Below are 20,253 nucleotides of genomic sequence, written 5' to 3'. Positions count from 1 at the left end.
GCCGGGAGCGTTTGCGGACCCCGGCCTCGGGCCTACTTCAGCAGCTCGTCGACATTGGCGGGGGTGACGCGGTCGAGGCCGGTGTAGATGATCTCCTCGACCTTCTCGCCCTTCTTGAGCGCCAGCAGGGCGTCCATGGCCTTCTCGCCCATCTCGAAGGGCCGCTGGCCGACGAGGCCGTTGGCATAGCCCTCCTTGAGCAGCTCAAGCTGCACTCTCAGCGTGTCGGCGACGACGAGCGTGAACTTGCCGTCCTCGAGGTCCTTCTTGTACTTCGAGGCGAAGCTCTTGAAGCCCTCGGGCGCGAACATCGGCCAGCCGCCGACCGGCACGATGGCCGCCAGATCGGGGTTGGCGGTCTTGAGGTCCTGCATCTGCTGCACGCCGAGCGCGATGTCGTCGTTGCAGAACAGCGGCGAACCGGGGATTTCTTCCCACTTCGAGCCCTTCAGCGCCTCGCGCACGCCCTCCACGCGCTCGGCGAGGTTCTTGGCGGCCGGGCCGCCGGAGATCATGGCGAACTTGCCGCCCTCGGGACGCATCTCAAGCAGCATTTCGCCAAGCGCCCGGCCGAAGTCCTTGTTGTTGGTGCCGATATAGGCTGCGCGGGCGGAGCCGGGCGCATCCGCGTCAAAGGTGATGACGGGGATGCCCGCATCCACGGCCGCCTTGATGGAGCGCGTGGCCGCCGCGACGTCCGAGACGGAGATGGCGAGGCCATCCACGCCCTGGGCGATGAGGTCCTGGATGATCTGGGCCTGCGTCGCCGGCTCGTGCTCCACCGGTCCCTTGTAGATGCACTCGACATTGCCCAGTTCCTTGGCGCGCTTGACGCAGCCGTCGCGGGCGAGGTCGAAGAACGGGTTGTTCATGGCCTTGGGCACCACGGCGAAGCGATAGGTCTCGGCCGCGGCGGGCAGGGCGAGGGCGGCGAGCGCCACCGCCGCCAGAAGCATCTTTCGCATCGTTTTCCTCCTCGGTGATGGGCGCCCCTCTTTCAGCGAAGGGTCACGGCCTGTCGTGTCTGTCCCTCTTCAGCGTGAGTTTCCCAGCTTGTGTTTCTTGGCCCGGCTGCCGGGCGGTGTCGGGAGCGGGGAGAAACGTCCGCTCCGGACGACGGGTGGCCCCCGTTCGGGGGCGCATCCTCAGGCCGTGCGGCCGCTGCGCAGGCGGTCCACCAGCACGGCGAGGATGATGATCATGCCCACGAGGACGATCTGCCAGTAGGCGTTGATGCCCGCGAGCACGAGGCCGTTGCGGATGACCTCGATGAGCAGCGCGCCGATGACGGCGCCCGCCGGCCCGCCGACGCCACCGGCGAGGTTCGCCCCGCCGATGACCGCCGCGGCGATGATGGTGAGCTCGTAGCCGGTCGCCAGGTTGGCGGGCGCCGAGCCGAGCCAGCCGGTCATGAGAATGCCGGCGAAGCCGGCCGACAGCGAGCACAGCACGTAGACGCAGACCTTGACGCGCTCCACCGCGACGCCGGTGAGCGCCGCGGCCTTCTCGTTGCCGCCGAGCGCGAAGACGTGGCGACCGAAGGCCGTGTGGTGCAGCACGATGCCAAGGATGGCGGCGAGGCCCAGAAGGTAGATGACCGCCATCGGCACACCGAGGATGGTCCCGTCCGTGAAGGCGTAGAAGGCGTCGATGTCGGGGCCCGACGGCGTCTGCCCGCGCCCCTCCGTCACCGCATAGGCGAGGCCGCGCGCGATCGACAGCATGCCGAGCGTCGTCACGAAGGGCGACAGTCCGACACGCGCCACGAGCAGGCCGTTGGCGAGCCCGATGAGCAGCGCGACGCCGAGCCCGGCGAGGATCGCAAGCGCCATGGTGGCGAAGGGGACGCTGGCGAGGCCGGTGCCCGCGAGGGCCTGCATGGCCATGGCACAGGCAATGGCCGACAGCGCCATGACCGAGCCGACCGACAGGTCGATGCCGCCCGTGACGATGACGAGCGTCATGCCGAGCGTCACGATGCCGATGAAGGAGAAGTTCTTGGCGACGTTGGCGACGTTGCCGGGCGACAGGAAGGCCGGGCTCAGTACCGCCATGACGACGACGATGGCGGCGAGCGCCACCGCCACATAGGCGGTCTGGCTGGCAAAGAAGCCGCGCTGCCACCACGCCGCCCGCCCGACGTTGGCGAAATCCGCCGTCTCGATGGTGCCCGCCGGCGCCGGTGAGGTCTCGCTCGCCATCATGCGGCCTCCTTGGCGCCGGTGATCAGGGCCGTGACTTCCTCGGGGCTCGAGGCGGCGACGGGCTTGTCGGCCACCTTGCGGCCGCGCCGCAGCACGACGACCCGATCACACACGCTGAAGACGTCCGGCATACGGTGGGAAATGAGGATGACGGCGACGCCGTGGTCCTTCAGGCGGCGGATGAGGTCCAGCACCTCGGCCACCTGGCGCACGGAGATGGCGGCCGTCGGCTCGTCCATCAGCACGAGCTTGGCGTCCGACAGGCGCGTGCGGGCGATGGCCACTGCCTGACGCTGGCCGCCCGACATGGCGCGCACGACGTCGCTGGCGCGGGTCTCCGATTTCAGTTCGGCGAAGAGTTCGCTAGCGCGCCGGTTCATCGCCCGATGGTCAAGGAAGCGGAAGGGCCCGATGCGACGCCGCAGCTCCCGGCCGAGAAAGACGTTGGCGGCCGCCGTCAGGTTGTCGGCGAGCGCGAGGTCCTGGTAGACGACCTCGATGCCGACGTTGCGCGCATCCACCGGCCGCGTGAAGTGCACCGGCTGCCCGTCGAAGGCGATGCTGCCGTGCGTGGGCGCGAAATTGCCAGCAATGATCTTGACGAGAGTGGACTTGCCTGCGCCGTTGTCGCCCATCAGGCCGACGGCCTCACCCGGCTCGATGGTAAGATCGACGTCGCTCAGCGCCCGGATGGCGCCGAAATCCTTGCCCACTCCTCTCAGTTCGAGAAGCGCCAAATGCCCGTCCTCCCCTGGTCGTGGCCGGCTCATGGCGTCCGGCCGGGCCGCTCTTGTGGCGGCTCCGTGGACGTGACGATGCCCAATCGGGTGCCGGCACGCAACCCATTTCTGCGGTGTACCTCAAAAATTTTGAGGTACGCATGTCAATTGCGTTGAACATTTGTCGCCGGGCGCTACTGTGCGGCGTCGGAGACACGGCGGCCGCAGGCCGGAAGGCGCCGGCCGCGCCAACGCGAAAGTTCATGGGAGGCGTGCCATGGGGGCGATCTATCCGGATCTTGCTGGCAAGGTGGTGCTGGTCACTGGCGGCGGCTCGGGCATTGGCGAGGCGATCGTGCGCCGCTTCGCGCAGCAGAAGGCGAAGGTCGGCTTCATCGATATCAAGGGCGATGAATCGCGCGCGCTCGTCGCGGAGCTTTCCGGGGCCGGCGCGCAGGTCCATTTCGAGGAAGCGGATCTGACGGACATTGCGGCCCTGCGTGCCGCCGTCGCGCGCATCCGCGAGGCGCTCGGCCCCATTACGGTGCTTATCAACAATGCGGCGCACGACGAACGGCACCCGACGGAGGAGGTGACGCCCGACTACTGGGACGACCGAATCGCCGTGAACCTGAGGCACCAGTTCTTCGCTGCCCAGGCTGTGCTGCCGGACATGAAGGCGGCCGGCGGCGGCGTCATCATCAACTTCGGCTCCGTCTCGTGGATGGTGGGCCAAGGCGGCATGGCCGCCTACACGGCCGCCAAGTCCGCCGTGCTCGGCCTCACGCGCTCGCTGGCGCGTGACTACGGCCCCTACAACATCCGCGTGAACGCCATCGCGCCGGGCTGGATCATGACGCGCCGGCAGATCGAGAAATGGCTGACGCCGGAGGGCGAGGCAGAGCTGATGCAGCGCCAGTGCCTGAAGCGCAAGCTGATGCCCGACGATGTCGCCCGTGTCGTCGTCTTCTTCGCGTCCGAGGAGGCGTCCGCCTGCACCAACCAGCAATATGTCGTTGACGGCGGCTGGGTGTGAGGCAAGGCGGGGGGGCTTGCGCCATCTTATAAGGAGCGGGCATCGCACGAATCCTGCGGCCGCGCCCTCGCGCGTTCCTTATTGCGATGGCGTGGCTCCCGTTATGTGTTGCGTGTGCAGCGCGGATGCGGCGGCCGGGCGCTCCGGCTTCGATGCGGGGCGTTGCTCCCGGTTTTTGCGTCAAGGATTCGGCGCTGCATGTGACGTTGCGACGAATCCCGGCTTTGTCCCCGAGGTGGACGGGTTTTGGCTGTTCCGATCCCGTCGGCGCTCGGCCGCATTCAGCGTATCCGAGGGCCAGAAGCGGATGTAAGGCGGTGTTCGGCCATCTGTTAAAAATGTGTAAACAGAAGAACTTGCCGGGCGGATGCCCAAAAAGTGGCGTTTCTGCAACAGCGCCTCGAAAACGCCACAACCGGGATTGGTTTCAGTTGATCCCAACGAAGCTGTCGGACATGTTGGCTCTGCGTTCGGGGGCGACCCGGCCGCAGACTCGAGCCTGGCGCTATACTCAGCCGCAATGCCGAGGATGACGGCAGGCTCGACAGGTTGGGGGACAAGGGGAATTTCCGAGGGGCGGCTCCGCCGGCTGAGGAAAAAGAACCGCTCCCGAAGGGTCTCGAAACTTTGGAGGTCACTATGAAGCTCGCCAAGAGCCTTCTCCTCGGATCGGTTGCCGGCCTTGCCGCGGCCGCTGGGGCTCAGGCCGCCGATCTTCCCATGAGGAAGGCTGCGCCTGTCGAGTACGTTCGTGTTTGCTCGGTGCACGGCGCCGGCTTCTTCTACATCCCGGGCTCGGACACTTGCATCAAGATCGGTGGCCGCGTCCGCGCTGAGTACCGCTACCTCGAGCCGACGTCCTCGTGGGGCGTCGATGCTGCTGGCGGGCCGGTCTTCAACCCGGGCCGTGCGTCCGACGCCACCGGCTTCCGCGCTCGCGGCCGTATCAACGTCGATGCCCGCACCGCTACCGAGTGGGGCACGCTGCGCGCCTTCATCCAGGTCGACGTGACGGCCAATACGGGCAACTACCTCGGCGCTGGCCGTAACGGCTTCGGTCCTGGGGGTGACACGACCGACGTGATCCTTGACAAGGCCTACATTCAGTGGGCCGGCATCACGGCTGGTCGCATCAGCTCGTTCTTCGACTTCTACGCCTCGGCTCTGAACTTTGGCTCGGGCTACATGGCGTCGCTGGGCTCGGATAACGGCTCGGTCAACGTCCTCGCCTACACGGCCACCTTCGGCAACGGCTTCTCGGCCACCATCGGCTTCGAGGACCGCAGTGCCGTCGTGCGTCCGCTCGTCGGTGGTACGCTCGCTGGCCAGCGCATGCCGAGCATCGTCGGTAACATTCGCGTCGACCAGGGCTGGGGCTCCGCTCAGCTGTCGGGTGTTGTGCAGCAGCTGAACACGGTGGCGCTTGACGCGCTCGGTGGCCGTATCGACACCGAGTACGGCTATGCGATCCAGGCTGGCGTGAAGTTCAACCTGCCGATGCTCGCCGCCGGCGACGCCCTGTGGCTGCAGGCTGCCTACGCCGACGGCGCTGTGGGCCGTCTCGGCCTCGGCACGACGACCTCGTTCGCTGGCCTGACCGGCGTGGCTGTCGACGGCGCGATCGTCAACGGCAGCATCAAGCGCACCAAGGGCTGGGGCGTGACCGCTGCCCTGCTGCACTACTGGACGCCGTCCGTCCGTCAGGCCGTGTTTGGTAACTACACGGCTGTCGACTACTCGGCTCAGGTGTTCAACGGCTACGGCCTGAACGACTTCAAGCTCTGGACGGTCGGCACGAACGTGATCTGGTCGCCGGTCAAGGCCTTCGACATCGGCGTCGAGGTCCTCTACCAGAAGCTCGACCCGAAGGGCCGGGTTGTCTTCCCGACGGGTGTTTCCCGTAGCTCGACTGACATCTGGGAAGCTCGCATCCGCTTCCAGCGCGACTTCTGATCTCATCCCGCAAGGATGATATCGAGACCCCGGCGCGACAGCGCCGGGGTTTTTCTTTGTGCTGCGGTGCCGAGAGCGGGTTCTGCGTCGCCTGGCGGGATGCGCCGCGCGCCATGCAGTCTGGCGATATTGCGACTGCCAAATAAATGTGCTGCATACGTATTACTTCTTGTGCACATTGCACATCATGCATGCATTCTTATGTGCCTGGATCGCTGCAGCGTTGTTGTCCTGCAACATCAGGTCCAAATGGCCACCTCGGTGCCGCGTGTTCTGGTGTTTTTACTTGAGTACTGTTCCGCCTGCGCCAGACTGTCATCCACGGATGCAGACCATCCGGTCCGGCAACGTGGGTGATGGAGGGGACGAATGCGTTTCGTATCGCAGCTGCTGTTGGGCGGCGTCGCTGGGCTTGCTTTCGCCAGCGGTGCCATGGCGGCCGACCTTCCCGTGAGGAAGGCCGCGCCGGTCGAGTACGTTCGTGTCTGTTCCGTGCACGGAGCCGGCTTCTTCTACATTCCGGGCTCGGACACCTGCATCAAGATCGGCGGCCGTGTCCGCGCCGAATACCGCTATCTCGAGCCGCTGTGGGCCATCCCGGGCCTCGGCCGTGCACATGACGCCACCGGCTTCCGCGCCGTCGGCCGCGTGAATGTCGATGCGCGCACTGGGACGGACTGGGGCACGCTGCGCGCCTTCATCCAGGTCGACGTTTTTGCGGATACCGGCGTCTATAATGGGCAGCCGGGGCCGGCGGGCGACACGACCAGCGTCGTCCTCGACAAGGCCTACATCCAGTGGGCGGGCATCACTGCAGGTCGCGCCACCTCGTTCTTCGACTTCTACGCCAACGACCTCAACTTCGGCGGCGGCGCCCTCGGCAGCCTCGGCTCGGACCTGACGGTCAACCTGCTTGCCTATACGGCGACCTTCGGCAACGGCTTCTCCGCCACCCTCGCGCTCGAGGACCGCAGCGCCCACACGCTCAACGGCTTCATCTACGCCCAGGCCGGGCAGCGCATGCCCGATATCGTCGCCAGCCTGCGCGTCGACCAGGACTGGGGTTCGGCACAGCTGTCGGCCGCATTGCACCAGCTCAATTCAGTCGACATCGGCATCGGCGCCGGCGGCGTTGGCCCTGGTTCGGGCCCCCTCGGCAGCCGCGTCGGCACAGAATATGGCTATGCCATCCAGGCCGGCCTGAAGTTCGATCTGCCCATGATTGCGCCGGGTGATACGCTGTGGCTGCAGGCTGCCTACGCGGACGGCGCCACCTCCTATCTCGGCGTCTACGGGGACTTCAATATCGGCCCGGTCTTCGGTCCGGTCAGCGAAGCCGTCATCGTCAACGGCGACATCAAGAAGACGAGGGGCTGGGGCGCCACGGCCGCCTTCCTGCACTACTGGACGCCGTCGATCCGCCAGTCGCTCTTCGGCAACTACACGGCGCTCGACTACTCGGCGGCGACCCTGGTGCCGGATTTCAAGGTCTGGACGGTGGGCTCCAATGTGATCTGGTCGCCGGTCTCGGCGTTCGATATCGGCCTCGAGGTCATCTACCAGAAGCTCGATGTCGACCGTTTCCCCGCCGCTCCGGTCTTCGTCAAGCGCTCGGAGGACATCTGGGAAGCGCGCCTGCGGTTCCAGCGCGAGTTCTGACCCGGGAAGGCGCCGGCAGGCGCATGGCCCGAAGCCCCCGCAGCGCCTGCGGGGGCTTTGCCATTTCCGGGTGATTTCAGTCGAGGCGGCGGATGAAGGAGAGGATGGGGCGCCTGACGTCCTTGTGGTTCGTCAGCGGCGCATGGCCTTGGGCAGGGATCTCCACCGCCTCCAGCCGCTCGTGGGCGGCACGCATGCGGGCCAGCGTCTCGGGCGACAGGATGTCAGAATGCGCGCCGCGCAGGGCGAGCACCGGCACCCCGGCGAGACCGCCGAACAGCGGCCACAGCTCCGGCAGCTTCGTCTCAAGGTCGAGCAGCTCGAGCGTCTTGAGCAGGGCGGGGTCGTAATCCGGCAGCAGGCGCCCGTCCGCATCCTGCCGCCAGGTCGTCGCCGCCATGTCTCGCCAGTCGGCGTCGCTGAGGTTCGGGAACTGCGCGCTCTGCAGGCGCCGCAGGATGTCGACCGCGTCCTCGATGCTGCGCGGGCTCGGCAGCTTGCCGACATAGCTGCGGATGCGCATGAGCCCGCGCGCCTCGATGACAGGGCCGATGTCGTTGAGCACGGCGGCCGCGATGGCGGCCGGGCGGGCGGCCGAAAGAGCCATGGTGATGAGGCCGCCGCGCGAGGTGCCGATGAAGATGGCGCGCTCCACGCCGAGCGCCGAAAGCGCCTGCATGAGATCGTCGAGCTCGACACGCACGTCGTAGTTGCGCCAGTTGCGGTCCCGCTCCGAGGCGCCGCGCCCGCGGTAGTCCACGGCGAGCACCCGGCGCGGGCGTCGGGCATCGCCGGCAAGATCCAGCGCGAGCGCGTGGAAGTCGGCCGCGGTGCGGGCGAGCCCCGGCAGGCAGACCACGGGCAGCGCCCGGGCAGGCCCCGCGGGGGCATAGTCGCGCAGGTGCAGGCGCAGGCCGTCGCGGGCGGTGACGAAACGGCTCCGGTAGGTGTCGGTTGCAGCGTGCAAGGCCGGCGGTCCGTGAAGATCGGCAAGGACAAGGAGCGCCGGCGCGCGGCCGGCGTCCGCAAGCTGATCTAGTTGGCGCCCCGGCGCAAGTCCTCGTCGATGAGGAGGGCCGTGCGTCCCTCCACCCGTTCGCGGTAGACCTGCAGGTTCTCCATCACCCGCTGCACGTAGTTGCGCGTCTCGTTGAAGGGGATGCGCTCCACCCAGTCCACGGGGTCGACGCCCGGCTGGCGCGGGTCGCCGTAGGCGGCGATCCAGCGGCGCACGTTGCCGGGGCCGGCGTTGTAGGCGGCGAAGGTGAGGATGTAGGAGCCGCGCCAGAAGGAGACGAGCTCGCCAAGGTGGGCGGCCCCGAGCGTTGCGTTGTAGGCAGGGTCCGCCGTCAGCCGGCCCAGGTCAAAAGGCAGGCCCACGCGCTTTGCCGTCTCGCGAGCCGTCGCCGGCATGAGCTGCATCAGCCCCCGGGCACCGGCGGGCGAGATGGCGCCTGGCTCGAAGGCACTTTCCTGCCGGGCGATGGCGAGCACCATGGCGCGCTCGACGCCAGCCCCTGGCGCGTCGACAGGCGGCACACCGTCGGTCGGGAAGGCCTCCGCATGGAGCGGGTGCCCGGCATAGAGCGCCCGTTTGCCGACGAGAAGGCGTCCGCGCACATCGTTTGCCTCGGCTGCGATTTCCGCCAGCAGCGCGAAGGTTTCTGCGTCGGGTGCCGTGCGAGCCGCCTGGACGAGGAGCGGGACGGTGAGGCTGGAGTCGCCGAGGCGGTAGGCGAGGCGCAGCGCACCGATGAGCGGGTCTGCCTCGGCCCGGGCGCGCGCAGCCGGGTTCGGCGAAACCTGCGCTGTCACCGGCACTTCTGCCTCGCCCAGCCTGTGCCGTGCCAGCTGGCCGTAATAGGCCGTGCCGTGCCGCGCGGCCTCCCGGTAGAAACGCTGCGCCTCCTCGTGCCGCCCGGCCGCCTCCGCTGCCCGGCCGCGCCAGTAGGCGACGCGCGAGACGGAGACCGGCAGGGTCGCGGCAGGTGCCGCCTCGGCAAAATGCGCCGCCGCCCGCTCCGGCTCGTTGAGGAAGCGCAGGGCGATGAAGCCGGCGAAGAAGGCATTCTCGATCTTCGCCGCATCGCTCACGGCTTCGTTGATGCGCGCCACGGCATAGGCAGTGCGCGCGTCGCCGGCATCGAGCAGCTCGCGGGCGAGGATACGCCGCTCCAGCGCCCAGCTGTCGCCATCGGCGAGCGAGGCGACGACGCGCGGCGCATCCGCGAGGGCCTTCGCCGCCTCCGCCAGCTTGCCCTGCCGGCGCAGCATGCGGGCGCGCGCGAAGACATAGGCCGGTGTGTTGCGCAGCTCGGCTGGCACGGCCTCAAGCAGCCTGGCGGCGCCGGCCGGGTTCTTCATGGCGGCACCGAAGGCCTTGAGCAGGGCCTCGTGGCCCGGCCCCAGCGCCCTGGCCTCGGGCAGCGCCTCGGCGAGACGCTCGGCAAACATCAGCCGTTCCAGCCGCCGCTCGTGGTCGGAGCGCAGCAGGGCGGACCCGAAGCGGGCGAGGATCCGCTTCTCCAGCGCATCGCTCATGGCCTCGCGACGCCAGACGCGCCGGGCAATCTCGGCAGCGTCGCTCTCGCGGCCCTCGGCGGCCAGCGTCTCGGCGAGGGCGATCTGCCCCTCGGGGCTGACGGGTTCGCGCGTTGCGAAGAATCCGCGCACGACGCGGGCCGGCTTCGCCTCGTCGAGAAGGGCCTGCTCAGCGGCCCGTTGCAGGCCATCCTCGCCTGGCCAGCCGGGGTTGCGGTTGAGGAAGGCGTTGATCCGCTCGAAGGTGAGCGCACGGGCGTTGTGGCGCAGCGCCACCCATTCGGCGAGCGTGCGCGCGGCAGGCGTGTCGAGGGAGCGGGCGAGGGCATCCCCCTCACCGATGCGGCCGGCGCGATAGTGCTTGATGGTCTCGTCCAGCGTCAGCAGCGGCGAGGGTGCTGAACTCGGCGCCTCCTCGCTTCCGGGGCGGGCAGGAGGGGCGGGCAGGGAGACGAGCGTGGCGGTGCTTTCCGGGCGCGGCGGTGGCAACACGGCCGCACGGCTCGGCCGCTGGGCGGCGGCGGTCAGGAGCGTCGCGCCGGCGAGCCCGAGTGCGGTGCTCGCAGCGAGAAAACGTGTGAACGGCTTCATCGCGTCCTCGTCGGGAAGATGACGGCCTCGACCACGCGGCTATGGATTGTCCCAGCCCTCCATTGAGGAATTGCTAACGATATTGGGACGCCGAAAACGGTGGCGCCCCTTTGCCTCTCCCTCAATGAGCGTTATGACTGCGGCAGACGTATGACCGTCCGGTCGTGCGCATTCCCGCAAGGACAACGAACGCAGCCGCGTTTTGGAGCGACAGTAATGACGACGCATCGCCTCTTCACCGGGTCACTGACAGCGCTTGCGACGCCGTTCAGGGACGGGAAACTCGACGAGGCGGCCTTCCGCGGGTTTGTCGCATGGCAGATCGAGAACGGAACGCACGGTCTCGTCCCCGTCGGCACCACCGGCGAAAGCCCGACGCTGACACACGACGAGCACAAGCAGGTGGTGGCCTGGTGCATCGAGGAGGCGAAGGGCAAGGTGCCTGTCGTCGCCGGCGCCGGCTCGAACAACACCGCCGAGGCCATCGACCTTGCGCGCCATGCCGAGAAGGCGGGCGCGGACGGCCTGCTCGTCGTCACGCCCTACTACAACAAGCCGACGCAGGAGGGCCTCTACCAGCACTTCAAGGCCATCAACGACGCGGTCGGCATCCCGATCCTCATCTACAACATTCCCGGCCGGTCGGTGATCGACATGAGCGTCGACACCATGAAGCGCCTCGCGGAGCTGAAGAACATCACCGGTGTCAAGGATGCGACGAGCAACGTGGCGCGTGTGAGCCTGCAGCGCGAAGCGATCGGCCCCGAGTTCAACCAGCTGTCGGGCGAGGATGCGACAGCGCTCGGCTTCATGGCCCACGGCGGCCACGGCTGCATCTCGGTGACGGCGAACGTGGCACCCAAGCTGTGCGCGGAATTCCAGGAGGCGTGCCTCAGAGGCGACTTCAAGACGGCGCTCGCCATCCACGACCGGCTGATGCCGCTGCACACGGCGCTGTTCGTCGAGACCAGCCCCTCGCCGGTGAAATACGCCCTGTCCGTCCTCGGCCGCATGAGCGAGGAGACGCGCCTGCCGCTCGTGCCGGTGTCGGAGGCGACCCGGCGCCAGGTGCGGGCCGCGATGGTGCACGCGGGCTTGATCAACGCCTGAGAGATGACCATGTCCGCCGCAGCGGCGAGAGCCGCTGTGGCGAACGGGGACAAGCAACGTGTCAGCGAAGAACAACAAGACGCCAGGGCCACGCGTGGTGGCGGACAACCGCAAGGCGCGGTTCAACTACGAGATCCTCGAGAACATCGAGGCCGGCATCGCGCTGACGGGCACGGAGGTGAAGTCCCTGCGCGAGGGCAAGGCCACGATCAGCGAGGCCTATGCCGGGCCTGCGGGCAACGAGTTCTTCCTGTTCAACGCCTATATTCCGGAATATCTGCAGGCCAACCGCTTCAACCACGAGACGCGGCGGCCGCGCCGGCTCCTGCTGCACCGGCGGCAGATCAACAAGCTGATCGGCGCCACGCAGCGCGAGGGCTTCACGGTCATTCCGCTGCGCATCTATTTCAACGAGCGCGGCCGCGCCAAGGTGGAGCTGGGTCTCGCCCGCGGCAAGAAGCTGCACGACAAGCGCGAGACGGAAAAGAAGCGCTCGTGGGAGCGCGAGAAGGCGCGCGTCATGCGCGAGCGCGGCTGAATCCGCTCGGACGGGGGAGGGGGCCTTGGCGAAGCACATCTCGTTCGACCATTGCGTGATCCACGTCTCCGATTGGTCGGTGTCGCGCAAGTTCTATTGCGACGTGCTCGGCGCCGAGGCGATCCCGGTGCGCAACGGGTTCGCCTTCCGCTTCGGCAACATGCAGCTCAACTGCCACGGGCCGGGCCAGATCGGCGAGCCGCGGGCGCGGATGCCGGTGATGCCGGGCAACAGTGACCTGTGCTTCGAGTGGCACGGCACGATCGAGGAGGCGATCGCCCATCTCGCTGCGCACGGCGTCGCCGTCGAGCTCGGCCCGGTGGAGCGCTTCGGTGCGCGGGGCCATGGCACCAGCGTCTATTTCCGTGACCCGGACGGCTCGCTGCTCGAATTCATCGCATACGGCTGAGGCGCGTCAGGCCTGCGCCGGCATGGCCTCTTCCTCCTTCTCCATCTCCGCAAGCCGCCTGTCGGCGTAGCGCTGAGCCAGCGCCGCGCAGGCCATGAGCTGGATCTGGTGGAAGAGCATCACCGGCAGCAGGATGATACCGATGTCCTGCCCGGCGAAGATCACATTCGCCATGGGCACGCCGCTCGCCAGGCTTTTCTTCGAGCCGCAGAAGACGATGGTGATCTCGTCCTCGCGGCTGAAGCCGAGGAGCCGAGCCGCAACGGTGGTGGTGACGAGCACCAGGGCGAGCAGCGCTACGTCCACGCCCACCATGACCGCAAGATCCGCGGCCGAGAGCTTGTTCCACAGCCCCTGCACGACGGCATGGCTGAAGGCGAGATAGACCACGAGCAGGATGGACCCGCGGTCGACGAGGCCCAGCACGCGGCGATTCTCGATAACCCACTTGCTGATCTTCGGCTGCAGAATCTGTCCAATTACGAAAGGCAGCAGCAGCTGCAGGAGGATGCTGCCGACGGCCTCGAGCGTCGGCCCGCCGCCGCGGGCGCTGAACAGCAGCCCGACGAGCAGCGGCGTCAGGAACATGCCGATGATGTTGGAGGCCGAGGCCGAGCAGACGGCGGCGGCCACGTTGCCGTGTGCGATGGAGGTGAAGGCGATCGACGACTGGATCGTGGACGGCAGGACACACAGGAAAAGGATGCCCGTGTAGAGCGCCGGGCTGAGGAGCGTCGGCACCAGCGGGGCAGCGGCCAGTCCGAGAAGGGGAAAGAGCACGAAGGTCGCGGCGAACACCACGAGATGCAGCCGCCAGTGCGTGAAGCCAGCGACAACCGTCGCCCGTGACAGGCGCGCGCCCTGCAAGAAGAAGACAAGCGCGATGGTGATGTCGGCAACGACGTTGAAGGGCTCGACCAGCGCACCGCTGACGGGCAGAACGCTCGACAAGGCGACGGCGCCGAGAAGCGCCAGAAGGAACCTGTCCGCCAGAAGCCGCCGCATGATCGCCGCCCTTGGTTGCCTATCCGGGCGCCACATCTAGCCCTCGGCCGCTTTATTTGGAATTGTGCTGATACAAATATCAGCCATCCAGAAATGGAATAACCATGTATGACCCCGCCCTTCTGCGGTCGTTCGTGGCCGTTGCCGAAACGCGCAGCTTCACCGGCGCCGGACGCCTGCTGGGCATCAGCCAGTCGACAGTGAGCCAGCAGGTGCGCCGGCTGGAAGAGGCCGTCGGCCGTCGACTCGTGGCGCGCGACACCCATTCCGTGGCGCTGACGCCGGACGGCGAGGCGATGCTGGGCTTCGCACGCAAGATCCTGGACCTCAACCGGCAGGTGGAGCGCTACTTCGCCGGCGCGGAGCTGCGCGGCACGCTGCGTTTCGGCGCCTCGGAAGATTTTGTGTTGTCGCGTCTTGCCGAGGTGCTCAGCGATTTCGCCCGCCGCAACCCGTCCGTCGACCTCGAGATCACGGTCGCCTCGAGCGGCATCCTCAACGAGATGCTGCAGGCGGGCGAGCTCGACCTCGTGCTCGCCAAGCGGCGCATCGGGCAGGAGCAGGGCACGCTGGTGCGCCGCGAGGCGCTGGTCTGGGCCGCGGCCAATCCGGCCCTCGTGGTGCCGGAGCGGCCGGTGCCGCTCATTGCCTTTCCGCCGCCCAGCATCACGCGGGCCGTGGCCATCGAGACGCTGGAGCGGGCGAATGTGCCATGGCGCATCGTCTGCACCTCCGCCAGCCTCGGCGGGCTGCGCGCGGCCGCCGTGGCGGGGCTCGGCGTCCTCGTGCAACCGCGCAGCATGCTGCCGCCGGGGCTCGTGGAATTGCGCACGGGCCGCCATCTGCCAGAGCTGGAAGAGGTGGAGTTCGTCCTGGCCTCGGCCGGCCGTGAGCTCGCCGGCCCGGCCCGGGAGTTGGCGGCAGACATCCTCGCAGGCAATGCCCGCCTGTCGATGTGAGGCGGGTCAGAGGGCGTCGAGATACGCCTTCATGTCGGTGAAGACGGCGCGGAACATGTCGCGCGTGAGACGCCCCGTGTTCGTGTTGTAGCGGGAGCAGTGATAGCTGTCGAACAGGCGCACGCGGCCGATGTCGTGCGCCGCCCCGTGCGTGAAGGGCACCCTGGCCGGCGAGGCGCCGAGCGCGCGCACGGTGCTGTCGTGGGCGATGCGGCCGAGCACCAGGATGGCGCGCAGCCGCGGCAGCGAGGCGATGGTGGCCGCGAGATAGTTTCGGCAGGTGGCGATCTCGCTGCCGGTCGGCTTGTTCTCCGGCGGCACGCAGCGTACGGCGTTCGTCAGCAGCGCGCCCTCGAGGCGCAGCCCGTCGTCGGGCCGCGCGGCGAACACGCCGGACGAAAAGCCGAAGTCGGACAGTGTCTCGTACAGCAGATCGCCCGCATAATCGCCCGTGAACGGCCGCCCCGTGCGATTGGCGCCGCGAAGGCCGGGTGCCAGCCCCACGATGAGCAGACGCGCCTCCATGTCCCCGAAGGAGGGGACGGGGGCGTTGTGCCAATGCGGCTCACGCGCCCGCCATTCGTCGCGGAAGGCGACGAGACGCGGGCACCGCGGACAGTCTGACGAAGGCTCGATCATGTGCGATGAGGTATCAGCCCTCGTCGCTGGCGTCATCCCTCTGCAGCGGCGCCTGGCGGATGCCGTAGCGCCGCTCGAGCCCGCGACCGGTGCGCGGATTGTCCTCGAAGCCGCCGTGCTGCATACGCTGCGCACGCTCCGCCGGATCGCGGCCGATGCGCGGTTCGAGCTGCATGATCTCGATGAACTCGTCAGCCTGCCGGCGCAATTCGTCCGCGATCATGGGCGGCTGGGTCGAGATGGTGGAGACGACCGACACGCGCACGCCACGCCGCTGCATGGCTTCCACGAGCGAGCGGAAATCGCCGTCACCGGAGAAAAGCACCATCTCGTCGATGTAGGGGGCGAGCTCCAGCGCATCGATGGCGAGCTCGATGTCCATGTTGCCCTTGACCTTGCGGCGCCCCGAGGAGTCCACAAACTCCTTGGTCGGCTTGGTCACAACGCGATAGCCATTGTAGTCGAGCCAATCGATGAGAGGACGGATCGAGGAATACTCTTGATCCTCGACCATCGCCGTATAATAAAAAGCCCTGACCAGGCGCCCCTTTTCCTGGAACTCTTTCAAAAGCCTTTTGTAATCAATGTCAAAACCAAGTGTTTTGGTCGTTGCGTAGAGATTGGCGCCGTCGATAAACAGTGCGATACGCTGCTTGCTGCTCATTGGATCATGCTCAGGGGGGGTGGATGGGGCGCTACCGTATTTGATGAGGTTTAATAATCAGATTTATAAATTAATGGAGGAGTGCAATGATAATTTATCAAATATTTCTGTTGTGTTTCATGGTTATGGCAACATCGATTGTTTGATTGCGGCGGCATGGTTTAATACTGTTCAGTTTTTGCTGTCATTCCGGATCTCCGGAGCGGGAGGGGGAATTCTTTCCGTGCGGCGCGGTGTCATATCGCTTCTACTGGGTGCGGTCACCCGCCGGTGCGACAGATCTTATAATCGTTCCGTTTCTCCTGCCAGTTGCCGGTACTGCGTTTTCCGGCAGTGTCGGGCTATCGCCGTGGTCCCAGTCGCCTAGGCTTTGAGCTTGTCTATATCTACTAGACGAGTTGCAGGGGCTTGTCATGCGTCCCGTGCAATGGCACGTGCAATTTTTAGCCCGTGACGCGTGTTACCTTGCTGACCACCCGTTTCGCGCGAAGCTCGCTGATGATGGCGTTGAGGTGTTTCAGGTCCCACACCGAGACGTCGATCGTCAGGTCGGTGAAGTCCGGCGTCCGGCGCCGCATGATGATGTTATCGATATTGCCGTCGTGCTCGGCGATGACCTGAGCCACCGTGGCGAGCGTGCCTGGTTCATTGATGGTGTTGAGGGCGATGCGGGCGGGAAAACGCTGCCGGTTCCCTTCCTCCACGGCCCAGCGCACGTCCAGCCAGCGGTCCGGCGAATCCTCGAAGGCCGCCAGTGCCGACGACTGGATGGGATAGATCGTGATGCCTTCGCCTGGCGTCAGGATGCCAACGATGCGGTCGCCCGGCACGGCGCCTCCCTCCGGCGCGAAGCGCACCGGCAGATCGCCGTTGAGGCCGCGGATGGGGATGGCCTTGCTTGAGCCTTCCTCGTTGTTGCCAGGCACCTTGAAGCGCAGGTTGTCACCGCCCTTGATGTCGAACCAGCCGGTGCCGTTGGCGCCGTCGCTGCTCGGCTTCCTGTCCTCGCGGTATTCCGGATAGATGGCCTGCACGACATCGCCCGAGAACATCTCGCCGCGCCCGACGGCCGCGAGCACGTCGTCGATGGACTGGCGCGCCAGGCGCGGCAGGGCGGCCTTCAGCTTGTCGTCGGAAAAGGCCTTGCCCGCGCGTTCGAAGGCCCGTTCCAGGATCTGGCGGCCGAGGCCGGCATATTGGCGCCGCACGGCGCTGCGCGTCGCACGGCGGATGGCGGCCCGCGCCTTGCCGGTGACAACCAGCGATTCCCAGGCTGCCGGCGGGACCTGCCCCTCCGCGCGCACGATCTCGACCTCGTCGCCGTTCTGCAGCTCCGACAGGAGTGGCGCGATCCGGCCGTTGATCTTGGCGCCGACCGCCGTGTTGCCGATGTCGGTATGAACCGCATAGGCGAAATCAATGGGCGTCGCGCCGCGCGGCAGCGCGATGAGCCGCCCCTTCGGCGTGAAGCAGAAGACCTGGTCGTGGAAGAGCTCGAGCTTGGTGTGCTCGAGAAACTCCTCCGGGCTGTCGCCTTCGGCGAGGAGGTCCACCGTGCGCCGCAGCCACTGGTAGGCCCGGCTCTCGCTCATCAGCGTGCGGCCGCCGGTGCGCCCGTCCTTGTAGAGCGCGTGAGCCGCGATGCCGTATTCGGCGATCTCGTGCATCTCGGCCGTGCGGATCTGCAGCTCGACGCGCTGGTGCCCCGGCCCGATCACCGTCGTGTGGATGGAGCGGTAGTCGTTCTGCTTCGGCGTCGAGATGTAGTCCTTGTAGCGGCCGGGAACCATCGGCCAGGTGGTGTGCACCACGCCGAGCGCACGGTAGCAGTCGTCGATGGTGTCGACGATGACGCGGAAGCCGAAGATGTCCGAGAGTTGCTCGAAGGCGATGGACTTGCGCTCCATCTTCCGCCAGATCGAGTAGGGACGCTTGCGCCGGCCGCTCACCTTGGCGCTGATGCCGCGCTCGGCGAGACGCGCCGTCAGGTCCTTCTCGATGGTCTCGATCAGCGGGCCGTTGCGCTGGGCCACTTCCTCGAGGCGGCGGGTGATCGTCTCGTAGGCTTCCGGCTTTAGATAGCGGAAGGAGAGATCCTCCAGCTCGTCGCGCATCTCCTGGATGCCCATGCGCCCGGCGAGGGGGGCATAGATTTCCAGCGTTTCCTCGGCCACGCGAATGCGCTTCTCGGGCGCGACGTAGTGGAGGGTGCGCATGTTGTGCAGCCGGTCGGCAAGCTTGACAAGCAGCACGCGCACGTCGGCGGCGATGGCGAGCAGGAGCTTGCGGAAGTTCTCGCCCTGCTTGGCCTTCTTCGACACGAAGTCGAGCTTCTTGATCTTGGTGAGGCCATCGACGAGCGCGCCGATCTCGGGACCGAACATGCTGTCGATCTCCTCGCGCGTCGCGTCCGTGTCCTCGATCGTGTCGTGCAGGACGGCTGCGACGATGGTCGATTCGTCGAGCTTCAGGTCCGTGAGGATGGCGGCGACTTCGAGGGGATGAGAAAAGAACAGGTCTCCCGAGGCGCGCTTCTGCTGGCCGTGTGCCCGCATGGCATAGACGTAGGCCCGGTCGAGCAGGGCCTCGTCCGCATCCGGATGGTAGCGCTTCACGCGCTCGACAAGTTCGTACTGCCGCATCATGGGCTGAGGACCGGGGTCTGTTCTTATTTTTTGAAAGATATCATGAAGATAGGACGCAGGCGCAAGGCCCCGTGCAATGTCAGGACGCCGCAGCCGCCGCAAAAAAAAAAGCCCGGCTGTATGCCGGGCTTTTCAGCCTGCCGCCATGGTGCGGCGAATGGATCAGTCGTCGTCGCCGCTGTCGGCGGGCGGGACGAGGCCCTCGAGGCCGCGCAGCAGATCCTCCTCGCTCATGCGGTCGAACTGCACGTCGCTGTCGTCCCCGCTCGAGGTCCCGATGAGGGGCACGGCATCCGCCTCCGGCTCGTCGACCTCGACATAGCGCTGCATTGAATGGATGAGGTCTTCCTTCAGGTCTTCCGGCGAGATGGTCTCTTCCGCAATTTCGCGCAGAGCCACCACGGGATTCTTGTCGCGGTCGCGGTCGACCGTCAGCGGAGCACCGGCAGAGATCATGCGGGCACGATGGCTAGCGAGGAGCACGAGGTCGAAGCGATTGTTGACCTTGTCGATGCAATCCTCGACGGTAACGCGAGCCATGCTGGGCTCCCTCTCAAGCAACAAGAAGTTACGGATTGAACGCGCTACCTACACCCGCGGGCCCGCAAATGCAAGGGGTGAGGCGGGCAGGCCACGTGCCTGAAGGCGCGGCCAGCGCGATGCGTCGGCCGATCCAGACGCCCGCTGCGAGTCGCTTCGGCGCGGTGAGGCGGTAGCCGCCGTGCACGGTGGCTTCCCGCCCCAGGTCTTCCGCTCCTCAGCCTCGGGCAGGGCGAGGCAGATGTGGAGCAGGGGGCGAGGGGCCCTTCGCTCAAGGCCAGCCGTTCAGAGCTCCTCGCGCACGAAGCGCCCGCGGCGTTCGTAATAGAACGGCACGGGCAGCTCGTGCGCGAAGCCGGCGGCGATCCGCGCCTCCAGCTCCTCGATGATCACGTGGGTGATCGTCGGCAGGTCGAGGCGCTTGGCATCGGGCAGCGACACCCACACGAGTTCCGTCAGCTCCGACTGCGGGCCGACGATGTCGGGAACGGTGGCCGCGATGGCCGTCGCATCCACGGCGAAGAAGCGCGTGTCGAAGCGCTTGGGCCGGCGCGGCGGCGTGATGGCGCGGGCGACGAACTGCAGCGCCTCGAGATCGGGAAAGACGCCGTGCTCGACGAAGGCCCGCCAGGGCCCCTCCGGCGCGTGCTCGGGCGGCCCGTAGTCGCGCGAGCCGATGAGCAGGCCCGTTTCCTCGAAGGTCTCGCGCACCGCGGCCAGGGCCAGCGCCCGCGCACGGGCGAGGCTGAGCCGCGTGACGCGGGAGACGAGGCGGGCCTCTGAGACCGGGTGCAGCATCCCGGCCACGGGCATCGACCGGTCCCCGGCCTCGATGCGCCCGCCGGGAAAGACGAACTTGCCCGGCATGAACTTGTGGCCCTCGTGGCGCCGGCCCATCAGCACCTTGGGCGTGCGGCGGCGCCGGTCGATGATGATGAGAGTAGCCGCATCCTTCGGCCGCTGGTTCTCCCAGCGCCGCTCACGCGCCGCGTTATTGAGCCGTTCCGTCGTCGTCAGATGCCGCGCCTGGTCGTTCACCGC

18 protein-coding genes are annotated in these 20,253 nt (G+C 67.1%); 7 read left to right on the top strand and 11 right to left on the bottom strand.

All coding sequences use genetic code 11. From position 1 onward, the window contains the following. Positions 1-32 precede the first annotated feature (32 nt). From HNQ73_RS09100 to HNQ73_RS09090, 3 genes are all read right to left on the bottom strand, one after another. On the bottom strand, positions 33-965 hold the full coding sequence (locus HNQ73_RS09100; RefSeq protein ID WP_183334492.1) for a sugar-binding protein: 933 nt from the start codon (positions 963-965) through the stop codon (positions 33-35). 180 nt (positions 966-1,145) lie between these two features. After that, positions 1,146-2,201: an ABC transporter permease gene (locus HNQ73_RS09095; protein WP_183334942.1), complete on the bottom strand. Its 1,056-nt coding sequence runs from the start codon at positions 2,199-2,201 to the stop codon at positions 1,146-1,148. Further along, positions 2,201-2,974 carry an ATP-binding cassette domain-containing protein gene (locus HNQ73_RS09090; protein WP_183334490.1) on the bottom strand — a complete coding sequence of 258 codons (774 nt, stop codon included), beginning with the start codon at positions 2,972-2,974 and terminating at the stop codon, positions 2,201-2,203. Before HNQ73_RS09090 ends, HNQ73_RS09095 begins: the two co-directional genes overlap by 1 nt. Positions 2,975-3,200: 226 nt before the next feature. Here HNQ73_RS09090 and HNQ73_RS09085 point away from each other — a divergent pair, with 226 nt between their 5' ends. The 3 genes from HNQ73_RS09085 to HNQ73_RS09075 all read left to right on the top strand — a co-directional run bounded on the left by HNQ73_RS09085 (position 3,201) and on the right by HNQ73_RS09075 (position 7,571). Continuing rightward, a complete protein-coding gene (locus HNQ73_RS09085; protein WP_183334488.1) occupies positions 3,201-3,959 on the top strand; it encodes an SDR family NAD(P)-dependent oxidoreductase in 759 nt (252 codons plus the stop codon). A gap of 639 nt (positions 3,960-4,598) precedes the next feature. Beyond that, positions 4,599-5,912, top strand: a complete 1,314-nt coding sequence (locus HNQ73_RS09080; protein ID WP_183334486.1) for a porin — start codon at positions 4,599-4,601, stop codon at positions 5,910-5,912. Between the two features lie 369 nt (positions 5,913-6,281). Beyond that, entirely contained in the window at positions 6,282-7,571 is a 1,290-nt protein-coding gene (locus HNQ73_RS09075; RefSeq protein WP_183334484.1) for a porin, read from the top strand. A 76-nt stretch (positions 7,572-7,647) separates the two neighbouring features. On the opposite strand, the gene HNQ73_RS09070 is transcribed toward HNQ73_RS09075, so the two are convergent. Together HNQ73_RS09070 and HNQ73_RS09065 are read right to left on the bottom strand one after the other, a co-directional pair. Beyond that, positions 7,648-8,538 (bottom strand): alpha/beta fold hydrolase, encoded by an 891-nt coding sequence (locus HNQ73_RS09070; RefSeq protein WP_183334482.1) that lies wholly within the window; start codon positions 8,536-8,538, stop codon positions 7,648-7,650. Positions 8,539-8,606: 68 nt separating this feature from the next. Then, positions 8,607-10,703 (bottom strand): lytic transglycosylase domain-containing protein, encoded by a 2,097-nt coding sequence (locus HNQ73_RS09065; RefSeq protein WP_183334480.1) that lies wholly within the window; start codon positions 10,701-10,703, stop codon positions 8,607-8,609. A 216-nt stretch (positions 10,704-10,919) separates the two neighbouring features. Between HNQ73_RS09065 and dapA the strand changes: the two genes are divergently transcribed. The 3 genes from dapA to HNQ73_RS09050 are packed head-to-tail and all read left to right on the top strand — an operon-like array spanning position 10,920 to position 12,760. Then, positions 10,920-11,813, top strand: a complete 894-nt coding sequence (dapA, locus tag HNQ73_RS09060; RefSeq protein WP_183334477.1) for a 4-hydroxy-tetrahydrodipicolinate synthase — start codon at positions 10,920-10,922, stop codon at positions 11,811-11,813. 58 nt (positions 11,814-11,871) lie between these two features. Next, positions 11,872-12,351, top strand: coding sequence for an SsrA-binding protein SmpB (gene smpB, locus HNQ73_RS09055; RefSeq protein WP_183334475.1), 480 nt, complete (start codon positions 11,872-11,874; stop codon positions 12,349-12,351). Positions 12,352-12,376: 25 nt separating this feature from the next. After that, the gene (locus HNQ73_RS09050; protein ID WP_183334466.1) at positions 12,377-12,760 is read left to right on the top strand and encodes a VOC family protein; all 384 of its coding nucleotides are present in this window, start codon (positions 12,377-12,379) and stop codon (positions 12,758-12,760) included. Between the two features lie 6 nt (positions 12,761-12,766). On the opposite strand, the gene HNQ73_RS09045 is transcribed toward HNQ73_RS09050, so the two are convergent. After that, a complete protein-coding gene (locus tag HNQ73_RS09045) occupies positions 12,767-13,765 on the bottom strand; it encodes a bile acid:sodium symporter family protein (RefSeq protein WP_183334464.1) in 999 nt (332 codons plus the stop codon). A gap of 104 nt (positions 13,766-13,869) precedes the next feature. Here HNQ73_RS09045 and HNQ73_RS09040 point away from each other — a divergent pair, with 104 nt between their 5' ends. Beyond that, positions 13,870-14,724, top strand: coding sequence for a LysR substrate-binding domain-containing protein (locus HNQ73_RS09040; RefSeq protein WP_183334462.1), 855 nt, complete (start codon positions 13,870-13,872; stop codon positions 14,722-14,724). A gap of 6 nt (positions 14,725-14,730) precedes the next feature. On the opposite strand, the gene HNQ73_RS09035 is transcribed toward HNQ73_RS09040, so the two are convergent. The 5 genes from HNQ73_RS09035 to HNQ73_RS09015 all read right to left on the bottom strand — a co-directional run bounded on the left by HNQ73_RS09035 (position 14,731) and on the right by HNQ73_RS09015 (position 20,250). After that, on the bottom strand, positions 14,731-15,363 hold the full coding sequence (locus tag HNQ73_RS09035; RefSeq protein ID WP_183334460.1) for a uracil-DNA glycosylase: 633 nt from the start codon (positions 15,361-15,363) through the stop codon (positions 14,731-14,733). A gap of 13 nt (positions 15,364-15,376) precedes the next feature. Beyond that, the gene (locus tag HNQ73_RS09030) at positions 15,377-16,027 is read right to left on the bottom strand and encodes a LabA-like NYN domain-containing protein (protein WP_183334458.1); all 651 of its coding nucleotides are present in this window, start codon (positions 16,025-16,027) and stop codon (positions 15,377-15,379) included. Between the two features lie 443 nt (positions 16,028-16,470). Beyond that, complete coding sequence (locus HNQ73_RS09025; protein ID WP_183334456.1) at positions 16,471-18,672, bottom strand: RelA/SpoT family protein; 2,202 nt, start codon at positions 18,670-18,672, stop codon at positions 16,471-16,473. Positions 18,673-18,834: 162 nt separating this feature from the next. After that, positions 18,835-19,212: a DNA-directed RNA polymerase subunit omega gene (rpoZ, locus tag HNQ73_RS09020; RefSeq protein ID WP_183334454.1), complete on the bottom strand. Its 378-nt coding sequence runs from the start codon at positions 19,210-19,212 to the stop codon at positions 18,835-18,837. Positions 19,213-19,497: 285 nt separating this feature from the next. After that, positions 19,498-20,250 carry an NUDIX hydrolase gene (locus tag HNQ73_RS09015; RefSeq protein WP_183334452.1) on the bottom strand — a complete coding sequence of 251 codons (753 nt, stop codon included), beginning with the start codon at positions 20,248-20,250 and terminating at the stop codon, positions 19,498-19,500. Positions 20,251-20,253: the final 3 nt, after the last annotated feature.

It is taken from the genome of Chelatococcus composti (assembly GCF_014201415.1).
GTDB classification, from domain to species: domain Bacteria; phylum Pseudomonadota; class Alphaproteobacteria; order Rhizobiales; family Beijerinckiaceae; genus Chelatococcus_A; species Chelatococcus_A composti.
The sequence above is the reverse complement of the archived record's forward strand: the minus strand, read 5'-3'. Positions and strand labels throughout refer to the sequence as shown.